Source organism: Micromonospora sp. NPDC005299 (assembly GCF_042872345.1).
Classification (GTDB): domain Bacteria; phylum Actinomycetota; class Actinomycetes; order Mycobacteriales; family Micromonosporaceae; genus Micromonospora.
Genome location: NZ_JBIAKG010000008.1, coordinates 1 through 17,880, shown reverse-complemented (window position 1 = coordinate 17,880; position 17,880 = coordinate 1). Strand labels below are relative to the sequence as shown.

Sequence of the window (17,880 nt, the reverse complement as noted above, 5' to 3'; positions counted from 1 at the left end):
ACGCAAACCTCTTGATCGACGGAGCCGGACGGGTCGGGGCGGGTGGTGCCGCGGATTCGTCGGGGGTGGCGGGGCGGTACTAACCTCGCAACGGGCGCGAGAGGAGATTGCCGCGATGTCGCAGCCGCAGCCGGGGGCGGACCGGCCGGCCGACGGGGGCACCCCGGCCACCGGCCGGAACGGGGATCCGGCGGTCACCGAGCCTCCGGCCGACGTTCCACCGCAGGCCGACGCCGCGCTCCCGACCACGACGGACGCGCCGTCGTCGCCGGAGTCCGCGCCGCTGGGCGCTGAGGCCCGGCCCACCGTGCCGGACCCGCAGCCCGTCCCAGCCGCCGCACCGGCTGAGCCTGCGCCGGAGGGCGAGCCCACCGCGCACGCCGACCCGGCCGGGCAGGCCGAGGCCGCCCCGCAGGCTCAACCCGAGGCGCCGGACGCCGAAGCCGCCGCCACGCCGCAGCCACCGCCCCCGGCCGCGCCGGACCCCGACCCGACCCCGGCCACGCCGCACCCCGACCCGACCCCGGCCACGCCGCACCCCGACCCGACCCCGGCCACGCCGCACCCCGACCCGACCCCGGTCTCGCCCGCCCCTCCCGCCCGCGGTTCCGCCGCCGTGCCGGGCCCTGCCCGCGCGGCCGGCTCCGCCCCGGTCGCGCCCCGCCCCGACCCCACCCGGGTGGAGCAGCGGCCGGACCCCACCCGCGTCGAGAACCAGGCCGGCGTGGAGACGCCGGCGCAGCCGCCCGCGCCCCGCTGGAGCGGCTCCGCCGCCGTCCCGCCCCCGCCGCCGCGCAGGCGCGCCTGGGGCGAGTCGGCCGAGCCCACCCCGGTGCCGCCGGTCGACTCGCCGGAGCACCAGGTCCCGGTCGACCCGTGGGCGGGCGTGGACACCACCGGTTGGGACCTGCACTCCGCCGATTTTCCGGCGCTGCCGCCGACGCTCCCCTACACGGCGCCCCACCCGGTGCCGCACCCGCACCCGCAGCCCTACCCCGCCGCGCCGGTGGCCGCGGCGCCGCCGGTCAGCCCGCCGCCGGTCAGCCCGCCGCCGGTCAGCCCGCCGCCGGTCGCCCCGACCCGGCCGGTGGTCGCCCGGCCGGTCTCGCCGCCCGCGCTGCCGAAGCAGCGCCGCGGGAAGACCCCGCCGCCGGTGGCCGCGCCGCCGGGGTGGGCGCCGCCCAAGGGGTACGTGGCCGTGCCGGTCCGCCGCCGGCGCCGCTGGCCCTGGGTGCTGCTGCTCAGCGTCGCCTGCTGCTGCGGCGTGCCGCTCTGGTGGGCCCAGCCGCTCTCCGCCCAGTACCCGGCCAGGGCGAGCCTGCCCGAGCAGCTCGGCTCGATGCGGCTGCGCCAGGACGAGCGCAGCCAGGCCGCCGCCGAGGAGCTGAAGTCGCAGGTACGCCAGGCGCACCTGCTCGCCGAGGACACCTTCGCCGGCATCTACGCGACGTCCGACGGCAAGCGGGTGACCCTCTTCGGTGGCACCGGGTTCCGGCTGAGCCCGGAGTCGGACGCGCAGGCCGAGCTGGACCGCCTGACCGACCGGTACGCCCTCAAGCCCTCGGTGCCGGTGGAGACCGGCGTCCGGGGCCGGTACGAGCGCTGCGCGGTGGGCCGGGCCGACGGCGACACGGTGGTGGTGTGCACGTCGGTCGACCACGGCAGCCTGGCCACCGGTGTCTTCACCCGACTGTCGGTCGAGGACAGCGGCCGGCTGCTGGACGACCTGCGCCAACAGGTCGTGGTCCCCGAACAGTCCTGAGAGACCGTCACCGTTCGCAACGTATCGAACACGTAAAGGTTCCGTTTTCCTGTCGGGTCGGATCGGTCCGAGGGGTGACAATCAGGACATGTCGCGGCGTTGGCTCTTCGCTGACCAGCTGGGGCCGCACTTCCTCGACGAGCGGAAGCAGCCGGTTCTCCTCATCGAGTCCAAGGCGGTCTTCCGGCGGCGGGTCTACCACCGGCAGAAGGCCCACCTGATCCTCTCCGCGCTCCGGCACCGCGCCGCCGAGCTGGGCGACCAGGCGATCTTCCTGCGCGGCGAGACGTACGGGCAGGCGCTGAAGCAGGTCCGCGAGCCGCTGGAGGTGTGTCATCCCACCTCGCGGCGGGCGCTGGAGTTCGTCCGGAACCTGGACGGGGTCACGGTGCTGCCGGCCCGGGGCTACGTGACCAGCCTGGCGGACTTCGCCGACTGGGCCGACGGCCGGCGGGGCGCGCTGCGGATGGAGGCGTTCTACCGGTTCGCCCGTGAGCACCACGGGGTGCTCATGGACGGCCGGGAACCGGTCGGCGGCCGGTGGAGCTTCGACACCGAGAACCGCGAGCCGCCGCCGAAGCACGGCAGAATCGGCATCCCGACCCCGTCGATGCCGAAGGAGGACGACATCGACGCGGAGGTCCGGGCGGACCTGGACCGCTGGGCGCGGGAGGGCATCCGGTTCGCCGGGCGGGACGGGCCGCGCCGCTTCCCGGCCACCACCACCGAGGCGAGCTCGCGGCTGCGGCACTTCCTGCGGCACCGGCTCGCCGCGTTCGGCCGGTACGAGGACGCCATGCTCTCCACCGACCCGTGGCTGGCGCACAGCGTGCTGTCGTCCTCGCTCAACCTGGGCCTGCTCGACCCGCTGGTGGCGGTCCGAGGCGCCGAGCGGGCGTACCGGCAGGGGGCGCCGCTGGCGGCGGTGGAGGGCTTCGTCCGGCAGGTGATGGGCTGGCGGGACTACATCTGGCACACCTACTGGTATTTCGAGAAGGGCTGGCGGGACAGCAACGCACTCGGCGCCCGCAGCTCGCTGCCGGACTGGTGGCGGGACCTGGACGCGAACTCGGTCGACGCGCGCTGCCTGCAGGACGTGCTCACCGGCGTCCGCGACCGGGGCTGGGTGCACCACATCCCGCGGCTCATGGTGCTCGGCAACTACGCCCTCCAGCGCGGCTGGCGCCCGTCCGAGCTGGCCGAGTGGTTCCACACCCGGTTCGTGGACGGCTACGAGTGGGTGATGACCGGCAACGTGGTCGGCATGAGCCAGTACGCCGACCTGGGCCGGATGACCACCAAGCCGTACGTCGCGGGGGGCGCGTACATCAACCGGGTGAGCGACTACTGCGGCGGCTGCCGCTACGACCCTCGGCAGCGGCTCGGCGAGGACGCCTGCCCGTTCACCGCCGGCTACTGGGCGTTCCTGGCCGGCAACCGGGGCCGGATCCCGGCGAACGCGCGGATGGCGCGGGCCCTGAAGCAGTTGGCGCGCCTCGGCGACCTGGACGCGGTGGTCACCCAGGAGGGGCGGCGCGGCAGCGACCCGCCGTGACGGCTCAGGTGCCCGGGTCGGCCGGGGGCTCGGCGGGGGGTTCGGCGCGCTTGGGCGCGTAGCGCGGCACGTACTCCTGGCCGGTGAGCTTCTGGATCTCGGCCATCATCTCGTCGGTCATCTCCCGCAGCGACGTGCGGTCGTCCGACCGGCCGGTGAAGTCCAGCGGCTTGCCGAACCGGATGGTGATCTCCGCCCGGCCGGGCCGGGGCACCCGGGTGCCGATGGGTTGCGCCTTGTCGGTGCCGGTCACGCCCACCGGGATGATCGGCACGCCGGCCGCCACCGCCAGCCGGGCCGCGCCGGTCCGCCCCCGGTAGAGCCGACCGTCGGGCGAGCGGGTCCCCTCCGGGTAGACGGCCACCAGGTCGCCGGCCTTGAGCACCGGGATGGCGGCGTCGAACGCGGACAGCGCCGCCCGGCCGCCCGCCCGCTCGACCGGGATGGCGCCCAGCCCGGTGAGCACGAACTTGGAGAACGCGCCCTTCACGCCGGTGCCCTTGAAGTACTCCGACTTGGCCCAGAAGGCCAGGTGCCGGGGCACCACCGTGCCGAGCAGCAGCTCGTCGGCCACGGAGAGGTGGTTGCCCGCGAAGATCGCGCCGCCGGTCGCCGGGATGTGCTCCAACCCCTCCACGTGCGGACGGAAGGCCAACCGGAGCGTGGGCGCCACGGTGAGCTTGCCGATGGTGTAGAGCAGGGGCACGGGTCCTCCGGCGGTCGTACGTGAGCAGGCGCTGTCACGGTAGCGGACGGGTCGGCATCCGGCGGATCGGGTGGTCAGCCGTCCGCGGGGTGGTCCGGCGGCGCGGACGCCGCCGGACCCGCCGTCAGAAACTCATACCCGCCGGACGGCCACCGTCACCCGCTCGCCCTCGCCGACCTCGCCGGCGAAGCCGTCGACGCCCTCGGCGAAGTCGACCGTGTCGGCCAGCACCTCCCGGGCCACGAAGTCGGTGTACGCGGCGACCGCCGCGCGGACCTCCTCCGAGGCGGAGACGGCCACCACGATCCGGTCCGAGACGTCCAGGTCGGCGTCCCGGCGGGCCTGCTGGACCACCCGGACCACGTCCCGGGCCAGCCCCTCGGCGGCCAGCTCCGGGGTGACCTCGGTGTCCAGCACGACCACACCCTCGCCACCGGGCAGCGGCGCGGAGTGCTCGGCGTCGGCGGCGACCAGGCGCAGCTCGTACTCGCCCTCGGCGAGGGTGACCCCGGCGGCGACCGGGGCGCCGTCGACCAGCTCCCACTCTCCCGCCTTGACCGCCTTGATCACCTGCTGGACCGCCTTGCCGACCCGCGGGCCGAGCGCCCGGGGCACCACGGTCAGCACCTGCTGGCAGTAGGCGGACACCTCGTCGGTGAACTCCACCGCCTTCACGTTGACCTCGTCGGCGACCAGGTCGGCGAAGGGCCGCAGCTGGGCCGCGACCGGCGAGGCCACGGTCAGCTTCGACAGCGGCAGCCGCACCCGCAGCCCCTTGGCCTTGCGCAGCGACAACGCCGCCGAGGCGACCGCCCGCACGTTGTCCATGGCGGCCACCAGCTCGTGGTCGGCCGGGAACTCCTCCGCCGACGGGAAGTCGGTCAGGTGCACCGACCGCTCGCCGGTGAGCCCGCGCCAGATCTCCTCCGCGGTCAGCGGCGCCAGCGGCGCCACCACCCGGCAGAGCGTCTCCAGCACCGTCCACAGCGTGTCGAACGCGTCGGCGTCGCCCGCCCAGAACCGGTCCCGGGAGCGGCGCACGTACCAGTTGGTCAGCGCGTCCAGGTAGGACCTGACGGTGGCGCAGGCGCCCGAGATGTCGTACGCGTCAAGCTGCCCCTGGACCGTCGACACCAGCTCGTTCGTCTTCGCCAGCACGTACCGGTCGAGCAGGTGGGTGGAATCCACCCGCCGCTTCGCGGTGTAGCCGTCGGCGTTGGCGTAGAGCGAGAAGAAGTACCAGACGTTCCAGAGCGGCAGCAGCACCTGCCGCACCGCGTCCCGGATGAGCGTCTCGGTGACCGCCATGTCGCCGCCCCGCAGCACCGGCGAGGACATCAGCATCCAGCGCATCGCGTCCGACCCGTACGCGTCGAAGACGTGGTAGACGTCCGGGTAGTTGCGCAGGCTCTTGGACATCTTGCGCCCGTCGGAGCCGAGCAGGATGCCGTGGCTGAGGCAGTTGCGGAACGCCGGCCGGTCGAACAGCGCGGTGGCCAGCACGTGCATGGTGTAGAACCAGCCGCGGGTCTGCCCGATGTACTCGACGATGAAGTCGCCCGGGTAGTGGTGCTCGAACCACTCGCGGTTCTCGAACGGGTAGTGCACCTGGGCGAACGGCATCGAGCCGGACTCGAACCAGCAGTCCAGCACCTCCGGCACCCGGCGCATCATCGACTTCCCGGTCGGGTCGTCCGGGTTGGGGCGGACCAGGTCGTCCACCGCCGGCCGGTGCAGGTCGGTCAGGCGTACGCCGAAGTCCCGCTCGATGTCGGCCAGCGAGCCGTACACGTCGACCCGCGGGTAGTTCGGGTCGTCGGACTTCCACACCGGGATCGGCGAGCCCCAGAAGCGGTTCCGGCTGATCGACCAGTCCCGGGCGTTGGCCAGCCACTTGCCGAACGAGCCGTCCTTGATGTGTCCGGGCGTCCAGTTGATCTGCTGGTTCAGCTCGACCATCCGGTCCTTGACCCGGGTGACCGCGACGAACCAGGAGGAGACCGCCTTGTAGACCAGCGGGGTGTCGCAGCGCCAGCAGTGCGGGTAGGAGTGGGTGTAGGTGTCCTGCCGGAGCACCACCCCCCGCTCCTTGAGCTCCCGGATCACCGGCTTGTTCACGTCGAAGACCTGCTCGCCCTCATACGGCGGCACCAGCCCGGTGAACCGGGTGTGGTCGTCCACCGTGACGACGGTCGGGATGCCGGCCGCGTTGCAGGTGTTCTGGTCGTCCTCACCGAAGGCCGGGGCCAGGTGGACGATCCCGGTGCCGTCCTCGGTGGTGACGAATTCCGCGCCGAGCACCTGGTAGGCGTTCTCGCCGCCCTGGTCGACCAGGAAGTCGTAGAGCGGGGTGTAGCGGCGCCCGACCAGGTCCCGGCCGTGCACGGTGCCGACCTGCTCGTACCCCTCCAGTTCCTTGGCGTACGCGCCGAGCCGGGCGGCGCCGACGACGTGGCGCTGCCCGTCGCGCTCCAGCACGGCGTACTCGATGTCGGGGCCGACGGCGAGCGCCAGGTTCGACGGCAGGGTCCACGGCGTGGTGGTCCAGACGCCGAGCCGCACCGGGCCGCGCACCAACTCGGGGGCCGACTCGTCCGCGGTCAGCTCGAACCAGACGGTCAGCGTCGGGTCGTGCCGGTCCTTGTAGACGTCGTCCATCCGGGTCTCGGTGTTCGACAGCGGGGTCTCGCACCGCCAGCAGTACGCCAGCACCCGGAAGCCCTCGTAGACCAGACCCTTGTCGTGCAGGGTCCTGAAGGCCCACATGACGCTCTCCATGTAGTCCAGGTCGAGCGTCTTGTAGTCGTTGGCGAAGTCGACCCAGCGGGCCTGCCGGGTGACGTACCGCTCCCAGTCCTGGGTGAACTCCAGCACGGAGTTGCGGCAGGCCTCGTTGAACCGGGCCACGCCGAGGTCGAGGATCTCCGCCTTGGTGGTGATGCCGAGCTGCTTCTCGGCGACCACCTCGGCCGGCAGGCCGTGGCAGTCCCAGCCGAACCGGCGCTCGACGTGCCGGCCGCGCATGGTCTGGTAGCGCGGCACCACGTCCTTGACGTACCCGGTGAAGAGGTGGCCGTAGTGCGGCAGGCCGTTGGCGAAGGGCGGGCCGTCGTAGAAGACGAACTCGTTCTTCCCGTCCTCACCGGCCGGGCGGGCCTCGACGCTGGCCTCGAAGGTCTTGTCGGCCGTCCAGTGCTCCAGGACCCGGCGCTCGACCGCGGGCAGGTCCGGGCTCGCCGGGACGCCGGCGGCGGTCGGGTCGTGCAACGGATAGGCCATCGGGGGTCGCTCTCCTCAGCAGCTCACATGTCCGTGTGGGTCTGCGAGGACGAACCCCTTCCCGGTACGCCGTGCCGGCGCGCCGGGGCAAGGCCCGCGGTACCACCCCGCTTGGCGGTCAAAGTGCGACCGCCCGCTCGTTGGCCGGCTGTGACGGGCCGGTCCCGTCCGGTTCTACTGAGCCGGTCACCCGGCCGTTCTTCCGGAGGCTCACCGGTGATGGCCGGGTCGTCGCCTGTGTGCCGTCAAGCGTACTCGACCGGGCGGGCCGTCCGCCGCCGAGTATCGGCCCACCCCCCGGTGATCATGAGGTTGACGGCGACATCCGAGATCGTCATCGCCGCCAACCTCATGATCGGCGCTGGGGGTGGGGTCAGTGGATGGGGGCCGGGAGTGTGGTGGTCCAGAGGGAGGCGCCGGCGCGGTCACGGAGGTGGACGGTGAGGTCACCGGACCTGCCGTCGATGGCGACCTCGCCGAAGTGCTGGAAGCCCTCGGCGGGTGAGGTGTTGGCGCGCGGCGGGGCGTGCACGAAGACCGCCTGCGGACCGAACGTGCCGTCCAGGGCGTTCGGGCCGAACGCGCCGGCGTGCGCCGGCCCGGAGACGAACTCCCAGAACGGGGTGAACTCGCCGAACGCCGCCCGGGCCGGGTCGTAGTGGTGGGCCGCGGTGTAGTGCACGTCGGCGGTGAGGAAGACCAGGCCGGTCACCCCGGCGCGGTGCACGGCACGGAGCACCTCGGCGAACTCCCGCTCGCGGCCGGCCGGCGCACCCGGGTCGCCCTGCGCGACACCCTCCTGCGTGCCCGGGCCGTCGGGCACCACGAGGCCGATGGGCAGGTCGTTGGCGATCACCTTCCAGGTCGCCGTCGACCGGGTCAGCTCGCGGACCAGCCACTCCCGCTGCTCCCGGCCGAGCAGGCCGCGCCCCGGGTCGGCGTAGGTGTTGCCGTCGTTGGGGTCCTTGTAGGTGCGCATGTCGAGGACGAAGACGTCCAGCCGCGGCCCGTACGACAGCTTGCGGTAGAGCGGCCCGTCGGCGGCGACCGGCAGCCACTCGTGGAACGCCTGCCGGGCCCGGGCGGCGAGCACGTCGACCCGCTTCTCGGCGTACCGGTCGTCGGTGAGGATCTCCCCCGGGTACCAGTTGTTCAACACCTCGTGGTCGTCCCACTGGTTGACCTGGGGCACCTCCGCGGCGAACGCCCGCAGGTGCTCGTCGAGCAGGTTGTACGCGAACTGCCCGCGGTACTCGGCCAGGGTCTCGGCGACCTTGCTCTTCTCCGCGGTGACCAGGTTGCGCCAGAGCCGCCCGTCGGGCAGCGTGACGCTCTCGGTGAGCGGGCCGTCGGCGTACACCGTGTCGCCGCTGCACAGGAAGAAGTCGGGGCGGCGCTCCCGCATCGACCGGAAGATGGCCAGGCCGTCGAAGTCGGGGCTGATCCCCCAGCCCTGCCCGACGATGTCCCCGGTCCAGACGAACCGCACGTCCCGGCGTTGGTGCCGACCCGGAGCGGTGGCGAACGAGCCGGCCAGCGGCTCGCTGCACAGGCCGGGCCGGTCCAGGCTCTCCACCCGGACCCGGTAGTGGAGCCGCTCGCCGGTGGGCAGGCCGCGCAGCCGGACCCGGCCGGTGAAGTCGCCGGTCGGGTCGAGCACCGGGCCGCGCACCACGCGTGCCCCGCGCAGGTCGGGCCGGCGGCTCAGCTCCACCAGCATCCGGCCGGGCCGGTCCGCACGGGTCCAGACCAGCGCCGAGTCGGCGGTCACGTCGCCGCTCTGCACGCCGTGGGTGAGCAGTGGCCGCCCGGCGGGCCGCCAGGCGGGGGCGGCGAGCGCGGCAGGCGCGCCGAGCAGCCCGCCGCCGGCGACGCCGGCCCCGGCGACCAGGCCGGCGCGGAGCAGCGTACGTCGGTCGAATTGCGTCATGGATCCCTCCCGGTTCGAAAGTCGCCAGGCTGGTCTACCGACCGGACGTGACCGGGGACGCCGACCGAGGTGGCCGGCACCTCAACGACGGCTGTCGAAACCGTCACCACTCCTGCATGACCACCGTCACATCACCGCACCGTCACACCACCCCGGCCCACATCCGTCGTGTGGGTGTAGCGACGAGATGAAGGAGGCGGCGATGAGCCGGATGGATACGGCGGCGGTGGCGCCGGAGGCGTACCGGGCGGTGCTCGGCCTGGAGAAGTACGTCCAGAAGAACGTGGATCACACCGTGCTGGAACTGGTCAAGCTGCGGGCGTCGATGTTGAACGGCTGCGCGTTCTGCGTCGACATGCACAGCCGGGACGCGCTGGGGGCGGGCGAGTCCAGCCGACGGCTGTTCGCCGTCGCGGCGTGGCGGGAGGCGCCCTTCTTCGACGAGCGGGAGCGGGCCGCGCTGGCGCTGACCGACGCGGTGACCCGGCTCGGCGAGCACGGCGTGCCGGACGACGTGTGGGACGCCGCCGCGAAGGTCTGGTCGGAGAAGGAACTGGCCGATCTGGTGGTCGCGATCGCCACAATCAACGTGTGGAACCGGATCTCGGTGAGCACCCGTACCGAGCCGCCGGTCGAGGTGTGACCTCACCCTCGGCGGCGGCGCAGGCGGCCGGTGCGCTCACCGCGCACCGGCCGATGCTGCTCGGGCTGGCATACCGGCTGCTGGGCAGCCTGCACGACGCCGAGGACGTGCTCCAGGAGGCGTACCTGCGCTGGCTGGACGTCGACCGGGACAGCGTGGCCGAGCCGCGCCGCTACCTGTCCCAGGTGGTCACCCGGCTGGCCATCGACCGGCTGCGGGCCCGGCAGGCCGCCCGGGAGACGTACGTCGGGCCGTGGCTGCCCGAGCCGGTGCCGACCGACCCGTCCCCGTTCGGCCCGCTCGACACGGTCGAGCAGCGGGAGACGCTCTCCACCGCGCTGCTGCACCTGCTGGAACGGCTCACCCCGCCGGAGCGGGCGGTGTACGTGCTGCACACCGCCTTCGCCCTGCCGTACGCCGAGATCGGCAGCGTGCTGGACCGGTCCGCGGCGGACTGCCGGCAACTGCACCACCGCGCGGTGGCCCGGATCGCCGAGGGCCGGCGGCGGTTCACCGCCGACCCGGCCGAGCAGCGCCGGCTGCTCGACGCCTTCCTGGCCGCGGCGCGCGACGGCGACCTGGCCCGGCTGACCGGCCTGGTCGCTACCGGAGCCACCGCGTGGAACGACGGCGGCGGCCGGGTCTCCGCGGCCCGCAACCCGGTACACGGGGCGGACCGGATCGCCCGCTTCTTCGCCGGCCTCTACCACCAGCGCCATCCCGACGTCCGGGGCGTCCCGGTCGAGCTCAACGGCGCGCCCGCGCTGCTGCTGAGCTGGCCGTCCGGCCCCCGCTACACGCTCTCCGTGGCCGCCGCCGACGGCCGGATCACCGGCTTCTACCTGATCGGCAACCCGGACAAGCTGACCGGCGTGCCGGGCTGAGCACGCGCGACGGCCCCGGCCCGCACGCGCGGAACCGGGGCCGTCGGGAGCCGGGTCAGCCCAGCTCGGGGAACCAGAGGGCGATCTCGCGCTTGGCGCTGTCCACCGAGTCGGAGGCGTGCACCAGGTTCTCCCGGTTGGAGAGGGAGAGGTCGCCGCGGATGGTGCCGGCGGCGGCCTTGCGGCCGTCGGTGCTGCCGATCATCCCGCGGACCACCTCGATCACCTGGTCGCCGGAGAGCACCAGGGCCGCCAGCGGGCCGCCGGTCATGAACGCCTTCAGCGGCGGGTAGAACGGCTTGTCCACGTGCTCGGCGTAGTGCTGGTCGGCGAAGTCGCCGTCCATGGTGCGGACCACCAGCGCGTCGATCCGCAGGCCCTTGCGCTCGAAACGGCCGAGGATCTCCCCGACCAGACCGCGGCGGACCGCGTCGGGCTTGATCAGTACGAGCGTCCGCTCGTCCGGGCTGCTGCTGGACACGCTGGTTTCCTCCTGTGCGCGGAACCGGGTCGGGCTGGGTACGGTCAGCGTAGCGACCCGGTCCCGGCGTCGGCGCGGCGGCTGCTCCTTCCCTGGGTCGCCGCGGCGGCCTAGCCTGGCCCTGGAACCCCTGGGAGGTCCACTGTGGCGAATGGCGGGAACCGACCCATCGCGCCGGTACGCAAGCTGATCGGCGCGGTGCTGGGCACCCTGGCCACGTTCGTGACCCTGTTCGGGCTGGGCATGACGAGCTGGGCGATCGTGGCGCTCGGGGTCGCCCTGCTGGTGCTGGCGATCGCCCTGGCCACGGTCCGCGGCGGCGGCCGCACCTGGGTGGTCGGGCTGGGCCACGTGCACAGCGCCTCCGAGCCGCCCACCCAGTACGCCTTCGGCCGCTGCGAGCTGCAACTGGTGATCGACGCGCCCGGCCTGCCGCCCCGGTCCAAGAAGATCATCGAGCCGCGGGTCCCGGTCGCCAAGTGGCCGTCGCTGGGCCAGGCGCTGCCGGTCCGGGTCGCCCTCGACGACCAGCGGCACGTCCGCGTCCTCTGGGACGAGGTGCCCACCCACGCCGAGACGGCCGCAGCGGTGGCCGACCTCCCGCCCGAGTACGCCGACCCGGACCCGATCGACGAGGTGCTGATCGGGCAGGAGGCCCCGCCGTGGGCCGACCGGGCCCCCGAGGACGACTTCCGCGACGACTTCCCGCCCGCGCCGGACCCGCTCCTCGACGACCTCACCGTGCTGCCGGAGGACCGCGAGCCCGTGGTGCTGCACCAGCGTCCCGGCGGCGGGGTCGTGCTCGAGGGGCAGCTGGTCGAGCCGACCACGGGCGGCCCGCTCCCCCGCCGGGCCCCGACGCCCCGCCCGCCCGCCGAGGAGCGTTTCGACACCGTGCCGGTGGACCCGATCGACGTCCCGCTGGACGAGCCGGTCGGTGAGGCGCCGCCCACCCCGGAGGAGCTGGACGAGGCCATCTTCGGTCCCGCCGGCGAGGACGAGCCGGCCGAGGCGGCGAGCCCGATCAGCGGCGTCGGCATCACCCTGCTCGTCACCGACCTGGACCGCTCCCTGGACTTCTACCGGGACCTCGGCTTCGCCGAGGTGGACCGGGGCGAGGGCAACGCCGTCCTCGCCTCCGGGCCGACCCGCCTGGTGCTGCGCCGGGTGACCGGGGCCGCCCCGATCAGCCGCCGGCTGGTCCACGTCAACCTCGAGGTCGATGACATCCAGGCGGCCTACCAGCGGCTGCGTGAGTCGGGCGTCCGGTTCACGTACGCCCCGCGGGTGGTCAACCGGGGCGCCAAACTGGAGGTGTGGGCGGCTGCCTTCCGCGACCCGGACGGGCACGGCGTGGCGCTCACCCAGTGGCGCACCCTCGCCGACGCCTGAACCCCGCCGCGCTAGCCGCGCCGGCGGCTCAGCGGAGGATGACCCGCCGCACGTGCAGCGCGTACGCCCACACCAGGGCGAAGATGACGCCGAGCGCGAACAGCGACCAGTGCAGCAGCCCGGCGAGCAGCAGCAGGCCCTGGAGGACCGTGCCGGCGTTCCAGGCCCACGGCCGCTTCATCTGGCCGGCGAGCACCACGCAGGCGACCGCCAGCGCGACGATCGCCGCGATGGCCGCCCCGCTGAGGTTGCCCCCGACCACCCGGATCGGCTGGATGGCCAGCAGCAGCACCAGCGCCTCCAGCGCGAGGGTGCCGGCACCGAGACCGCGGACGGCCTTGTCGGGGTCGCGCAGCCCGGAGCGCCGCGGCCCCGGCTGCTCCGCCTCGTTCGGCGGGCGCTCCCCCACGGGGCCGGTCATCGCTTGAGCAGCCGGCGGGCGTCGGCCACGGTCACCACCGATCCGGTGATCAGCACGCCCACCCCGGTCAGCTCGCCCGGCACGTCGGACTCGGCCTCGGCGACGGCCGCCTCGATGGCGTCCGGCATCGCCTCGGTCACCTCGACCCGGTCCGGCCCGAAGACCTCCCGGGCCAGCGCGGCCAGCTCGTCGACGGGCATCGCCCGGGGCGAGCTGTTCGCGGTGACCACGATCGAGTCGACCACCGGTTCCAGCAGCTCCAGCAGGCTGGCCGCGTCCTTGTCGCCGAGCACGGCGAGCACGGCGACCAGCTTGCTGAACGCGAACTCCTCCTGCAGCGCGGTGACGGTGGCGGCCATCCCGTGCGGGTTGTGCGCGCCGTCGAGCAGGATCGTCGGGGCGGTGCGGACCCGCTCCAGCCGGCCCGGCGAGCTGGTCGCGGCGAAGCCCTCCCGGACCGCCTCGATGTCGAGCTGCCGCCGTGCGCCCGCGCCGAGGAACGCCTCCACCGCGGCCAGCGCCACGGCGGCGTTCTGCGCCTGGTGCGCGCCGTGCAGCGGGATGAAGATCTCCTCGTACACCCCGCCGAGGCCCTGGATGGTGAGCACCTGGCCGCCGACCGCCACCGCGCGGCGCAGCACGCCGAACTCGGCGCCCTCCCGCGCGACGGTGGCGCCCACCTCGGCGCAGCGCTCCAGGATCGGCCGGGCGGCCTCCTCCTCCTGGGCCGCCGCGATCACGGTGGCGCCGGAGTGGATGATGCCCGCCTTGTGCAGCGCGATGTCCTCGATGGTGTCGCCGAGCCACTCGGTGTGGTCCAGCCCGATCGGGGTGATCACCGCGACTCCGGCCTGGATGACGTTGGTGGCGTCCTCGGCGCCGCCGAGCCCCACCTCCACCACGGCGACGTCCACCGGGGCGTCGGCGAAGGTGGCGAAGGCCAGCGCGGTGGTCAGGTCGAAGTAGGTCAGCGGCTCGGCCGAGCGCTGGTCGACCAGCTCGGCCAGGGGCTCCACCTCGCGGTACGCGGCCACGAAGCGGTCCTCGCTCACCGGCTCGCCGTCGAGGCTGATCCGCTCCCGGACGGTCTCCAGGTGCGGGCTCGTGTAGCGGCCGGTGTGCAGCCCGAACGCCCGCAGCACCGAGTCGATCATCCGGGCCGTCGAGGTCTTGCCGTTGGTCCCGGTGAGGTGGATCGACGGGTACGCCCGCTGCGGGCTGCCGAGCAGGTCGAGCAGGTTCTCGATCTTCTCCAGCTCGAAGTGCATGCGGGTGAAGCCGCGCGCGTTGAGCGCGGCCTCCACCTCGGCGAATTCGGTGCGGTCGGTCACGAGGACAACCCTTCCAGGGCAGCGTCGATCCGGACCAGGTCCGCCTCGGCCACCGCCAGCCGCTCGCGGATCTTGGCGACCACCGGCTCGGGGGCCTTGCCGACGAACGCCGGGTTGTTCAGCTTCGCCCGCGCCTGCGCGGCCTCCTTCTCGGCGGCCGCCCGGTCCTTGGTGAGGCGGGCCCGCTCGGCGGCAACGTCGATCGAACCCCGGGTGTCCAGCGCGACGCTGACCTCGCCCGGCATGGCGAGGGTGGCGCTGGCCTGGAAATCGTCGCCCGGCGCGTCGAGCCGGACCAGCGAGCGGACCAGCGGCTCGTGCGCCGCGATGCCCGCGCCGGTCAGGCCGTCGAGCCGGGCCGCCACCCGCTGCGTCGGGCGCAGCCCCTGGTCCGAACGGAACCGCCGGATCTCGGTCACCACCCGCTGGAGGGTGCCGACCTCGACCTCCGCGGGGTCGTCGACGAGGGTACGGTCGGCCGCCGGCCAGGCGGCGGTCATCACCGTCTCGCCACCGGTCAGCGCGGTCCACAGCTCGTCGGTGACGAACGGGATCACCGGGTGCAGCAGCCGCAGCAACTGGTCCAGCACGTGCCCGAGCACCCGGCGGGTGGCGTCGGCGGCCGCGCCGCCCTCGGCGAGCACCGGCTTGCTCAGCTCCACGTACCAGTCGCAGACGTCGTCCCAGGCGAAGTGGTAGAGCAGGTCGCAGACCTTGGCGAACTCGTACGCCTCGAACTGCTCGTCCACCTCGGCGGTGACGTGCGCCAGCCGGGAGAGGATCCACCGGTCGACGGTCGACAGCTCGGTCGCGGCCGGCAGCGGCCCGTCGGTGTGCGCGCCGTTGAGCAGCGCGAACCGGGTGGCGTTCCAGAGCTTGTTGCAGAAGTTGCGGGAGCCCTGGCACCACTCCTCGCTGACCGGCACGTCCTGACCGGGGTTGGCGCCCCGGGCGAGCGTGAACCGGGTGGCGTCGGCGCCGAACCGGTCGATCCAGTCCAGCGGGTCGACCACGTTGCCGAACGACTTCGACATCTTCTTGCCGTGCTCGTCGCGGACCATGCCGTGCAGGGCCACCACGTCGAACGGCGGCACGCCGTCCATGGCGTAGAGGCCGAACATCATCATCCGGGCGACCCAGAAGAAGAGGATGTCGTAGCCGGTGACCAGCACGCTGGTCGGGTAGAACTTCGCCAGGTCGGGGGTGCGCTCCGGCCAGCCGAGCGTGGAGAACGGCCAGAGGCCGCTGGAGAACCAGGTGTCCAGGACGTCCTCGTCCTGCCGCCAGCCGTCGCCGGTCGGCGGCTCCTCGTCGGGTCCGACGCAGACGATCTCTCCGGCCGGGCCGTACCAGACTGGGATGCGGTGACCCCACCAGAGCTGCCGGGAGATGCACCAGTCGTGCATGTTGTCGACCCAGGCGAAGTAGCGCTTGGCCAGCTCGGCCGGCTCGATCGTCACCCGGCCGTCGCGCACCGCGTCGCCGGCGGCCTTGGCCAGCGGAGCGGTGTTGACGAACCACTGCAGCGACAGCCGCGGCTCGACCGTCGTCTTGCACCGGGAGCAGTGCCCCACGGCGTGCACGTACGGCCGCTTCTCGGCGACGATCAGGCCCTGCTCGCGCAGCGCCGCCACGATGGCCGGGCGGGCCTCGTAGCGGTCCAGGCCCTGGAACGGGCCCGGCGCGGTGATGATCCCGCGCTCGTCCATGATCGCCAGCGCCGGCAGGTCGTGCCGCTGGCCGATCTCGAAGTCGTTCGGGTCGTGCGCCGGGGTCACCTTGACCATGCCCGTGCCGAAGCTCGGGTCGACGTGCTCGTCGGCCACGATCGGGATCCGCCGGTCGGTGAGCGGCAGGTCCACCTCGGTGCCGATCAGGTGCCGGTAGCGCTCGTCCTCCGGGTGCACCGCGACCGCGGTGTCGCCGAGCATGGTCTCGGCCCGGGTGGTGGCCACCACCACCTCGTCGCTGTAGCGGATCGAGATGAGCTCGCCGTCGTCGTCGGTGTGCTCGACCTCGATGTCGGAGAGCGCCGTGAGACAGCGCGGGCACCAGTTGATGATCCGGTTCGCCCGGTAGATGAGCCCGTCGTCGAAGAGCTTCTTGAACATGGTCTGGACGGCCCGGGACAGGCCCTCGTCCATGGTGAAGCGCTCACGGTCCCAGTCGACCGCGTCGCCGAGGCGACGCATCTGGCCCAGGATGGCGCCGCCGGACTCGGCCTTCCACTGCCACACCCGCTCGACGAACTTCTCGCGGCCCAGGTCGTGCCGGGACAGCCCCTCGCCGGCGAGCTGCCGCTCGACCAGGTTCTGGGTGGCGATGCCGGCGTGGTCCATGCCGGGCAGCCAGAGCGCCTCGAAGCCCTGCATCCGCTTACGCCGGTTCAGCGCGTCCATGAGGGTGTGCTCGAACGCGTGGCCCATGTGCAGCGAGCCGGTGACGTTCGGCGGCGGGATGACGATGGTGAAGGGCGGCTTGTCGCTCTGGGCCGACGCCCGGAAGTGGCCGGCGGCTACCCACTGCTCGTACCGTCGCTGCTCTACCTCGCCGGGCTGGTACTGGCCGGCAAGGGTCGGGGCGTCGGGGCGTCGGGCATCCAGTCTCTCGGTCACCCTGAAAGTCTACGGAGCGCTTTCGGAGACCCGACGTGCGCCACCTGTTAGTTCGCGTACGGTGGCGGACATGTCCGACGCGCACCTCACCGAGCGTCCGGTCGACGACGGTCCCGAGCCGGTCGACCTGACCGACGAGCCGATCCGGCTGAGCCGCCGCGATCCGGCGCTGGAGCCCGAGCGACGCCCCGCCTCCCGGCGGCGGAAGATCGCGCTCGCGGCCGCGCTGGTGGTCGGGCTGGCCGGCGCCGGGGCGCTCGGCCTCGGCGGCTGGCGGGTGCTGGCGGAGAAGGACACCGAGCTGAGCACACCGGCCACGGTGGCCGGGCTGACCCGTGACGACAGCGACCGGGCCCGCAGCACCGCCGACTACTTGCGCGACGGCTTCGCAGCCGACATCGAGCTGGACCGCGGCTTCGGCACCGTCTACACCGACCCGGCGGACGCCAAGCGGTCGGTGCTCCTCTTCGGCGGCACCACCCTGCTGTGGCAGCCGGAGCGGGATCTCGACAGCCTGTTCGGGCTGATGGCCGACGAAACCGGCAAGGTCACCGGCCTGCGCGAGGTGGACGCCGGCGGCCTGGGGGGCGTGATGAAGTGCGGTACGACCAGCGGCGACGGCGGCGACTTCGCGGTCTGCGGCTGGGCGGACCACGGCAGCGTCGTGATGGCGATGTTCCCGGGCCGGTCCGTGGGCGACTCCGCGGCACTGTTCCGCCAGCTTCGCGAGGGCATTCAGCGCCGCTGAACGGCCGGCGCCCTTCGGGGCGCCGAATACGTCAGCACAACGCAGTCAGGGCCACCCCGAAGGGTGGCCCTGACTGGAAGATTGTCCGGCGGTGTCCTACTCTCCCACACCCTCCCGAGTGCAGTACCATCGG

General features: G+C 73.4%; 13 protein-coding genes. 6 read left to right on the top strand and 7 right to left on the bottom strand.

Annotated features, from left to right (window positions below):
* The first annotated feature begins 115 nt into the window (after nucleotides 1-115).
* On the top strand, nucleotides 116-1,762 hold the full coding sequence (locus ACFYPD_RS22195; protein ID WP_387116561.1) for a hypothetical protein: 1,647 nt from the start codon (nucleotides 116-118) through the stop codon (nucleotides 1,760-1,762).
* Between the two features lie 88 nt (nucleotides 1,763-1,850).
* Entirely contained in the window at nucleotides 1,851-3,317 is a 1,467-nt protein-coding gene (locus ACFYPD_RS22190) for a cryptochrome/photolyase family protein (RefSeq protein WP_387116559.1), read from the top strand.
* A 4-nt stretch (nucleotides 3,318-3,321) separates the two neighbouring features.
* On the opposite strand, the gene ACFYPD_RS22185 is transcribed toward ACFYPD_RS22190, so the two are convergent.
* The 3 genes from ACFYPD_RS22185 to ACFYPD_RS22175 all read right to left on the bottom strand — a co-directional run bounded on the left by ACFYPD_RS22185 (nucleotide 3,322) and on the right by ACFYPD_RS22175 (nucleotide 9,232).
* Entirely contained in the window at nucleotides 3,322-4,023 is a 702-nt protein-coding gene (locus ACFYPD_RS22185; protein ID WP_387116556.1) for a lysophospholipid acyltransferase family protein, read from the bottom strand.
* A gap of 132 nt (nucleotides 4,024-4,155) precedes the next feature.
* Complete coding sequence (ileS, locus tag ACFYPD_RS22180) at nucleotides 4,156-7,302, bottom strand: isoleucine--tRNA ligase (RefSeq protein WP_387116553.1); 3,147 nt, start codon at nucleotides 7,300-7,302, stop codon at nucleotides 4,156-4,158.
* Between the two features lie 373 nt (nucleotides 7,303-7,675).
* Nucleotides 7,676-9,232, bottom strand: coding sequence for an alkaline phosphatase D family protein (locus ACFYPD_RS22175; protein WP_387116550.1), 1,557 nt, complete (start codon nucleotides 9,230-9,232; stop codon nucleotides 7,676-7,678).
* Nucleotides 9,233-9,434: 202 nt separating this feature from the next.
* On the opposite strand from ACFYPD_RS22175, the gene ACFYPD_RS22170 reads away from it, so the two are divergent.
* The gene (locus ACFYPD_RS22170; protein ID WP_387116547.1) at nucleotides 9,435-9,875 is read left to right on the top strand and encodes a carboxymuconolactone decarboxylase family protein; all 441 of its coding nucleotides are present in this window, start codon (nucleotides 9,435-9,437) and stop codon (nucleotides 9,873-9,875) included.
* Nucleotides 9,872-10,759 (top strand): RNA polymerase sigma factor SigJ, encoded by an 888-nt coding sequence (gene sigJ / locus ACFYPD_RS22165; RefSeq protein ID WP_387116544.1) that lies wholly within the window; start codon nucleotides 9,872-9,874, stop codon nucleotides 10,757-10,759. The genes ACFYPD_RS22170 and sigJ overlap by 4 nt, the downstream gene beginning before the upstream one ends.
* A gap of 55 nt (nucleotides 10,760-10,814) precedes the next feature.
* Here the strand turns inward: sigJ and ndk are convergent, their stop codons facing one another.
* Entirely contained in the window at nucleotides 10,815-11,240 is a 426-nt protein-coding gene (gene ndk / locus ACFYPD_RS22160; protein ID WP_262287536.1) for a nucleoside-diphosphate kinase, read from the bottom strand.
* A 144-nt stretch (nucleotides 11,241-11,384) separates the two neighbouring features.
* On the opposite strand from ndk, the gene ACFYPD_RS22155 reads away from it, so the two are divergent.
* Entirely contained in the window at nucleotides 11,385-12,632 is a 1,248-nt protein-coding gene (locus ACFYPD_RS22155) for a VOC family protein (RefSeq protein WP_387116541.1), read from the top strand.
* A gap of 28 nt (nucleotides 12,633-12,660) precedes the next feature.
* Here ACFYPD_RS22155 and ACFYPD_RS22150 read toward each other — a convergent pair whose 3' ends face one another.
* From ACFYPD_RS22150 to ACFYPD_RS22140, 3 genes are read right to left on the bottom strand one after another with little or no spacing between them, the layout of a single operon-like run.
* Nucleotides 12,661-13,053: a DUF4233 domain-containing protein gene (locus tag ACFYPD_RS22150; protein ID WP_387116538.1), complete on the bottom strand. Its 393-nt coding sequence runs from the start codon at nucleotides 13,051-13,053 to the stop codon at nucleotides 12,661-12,663.
* Complete coding sequence (locus tag ACFYPD_RS22145) at nucleotides 13,050-14,384, bottom strand: bifunctional folylpolyglutamate synthase/dihydrofolate synthase (RefSeq protein ID WP_387116535.1); 1,335 nt, start codon at nucleotides 14,382-14,384, stop codon at nucleotides 13,050-13,052. Before ACFYPD_RS22145 ends, ACFYPD_RS22150 begins: the two co-directional genes overlap by 4 nt.
* Entirely contained in the window at nucleotides 14,381-16,999 is a 2,619-nt protein-coding gene (locus tag ACFYPD_RS22140) for a valine--tRNA ligase (RefSeq protein ID WP_387116532.1), read from the bottom strand. Before ACFYPD_RS22140 ends, ACFYPD_RS22145 begins: the two co-directional genes overlap by 4 nt.
* Before the next feature lie 70 nt (nucleotides 17,000-17,069).
* Between ACFYPD_RS22140 and ACFYPD_RS22135 the strand changes: the two genes are divergently transcribed.
* Nucleotides 17,070-17,747 (top strand): hypothetical protein, encoded by a 678-nt coding sequence (locus ACFYPD_RS22135; protein WP_387116529.1) that lies wholly within the window; start codon nucleotides 17,070-17,072, stop codon nucleotides 17,745-17,747.
* The last annotated feature ends 133 nt before the right edge of the window (nucleotides 17,748-17,880 follow it).

Coding starts and splice junctions, on each gene's coding strand:
- ACFYPD_RS22195 (WP_387116561.1), top strand. CDS start 116: ATGTCGCAGCCGCAGCCGGGGGCGGACCGGCCGGCCGACGGGGGCACC.
- ACFYPD_RS22190 (WP_387116559.1), top strand. CDS start 1,851: ATGTCGCGGCGTTGGCTCTTCGCTGACCAGCTGGGGCCGCACTTCCTC.
- ileS (WP_387116553.1), bottom strand. CDS start 7,302: ATGGCCTATCCGTTGCACGACCCGACCGCCGCCGGCGTCCCGGCGAGC.
- ACFYPD_RS22175 (WP_387116550.1), bottom strand. CDS start 9,232: ATGACGCAATTCGACCGACGTACGCTGCTCCGCGCCGGCCTGGTCGCC.
- ACFYPD_RS22170 (WP_387116547.1), top strand. CDS start 9,435: ATGAGCCGGATGGATACGGCGGCGGTGGCGCCGGAGGCGTACCGGGCG.
- ACFYPD_RS22150 (WP_387116538.1), bottom strand. CDS start 13,053: ATGACCGGCCCCGTGGGGGAGCGCCCGCCGAACGAGGCGGAGCAGCCG.
- ACFYPD_RS22135 (WP_387116529.1), top strand. CDS start 17,070: ATGTCCGACGCGCACCTCACCGAGCGTCCGGTCGACGACGGTCCCGAG.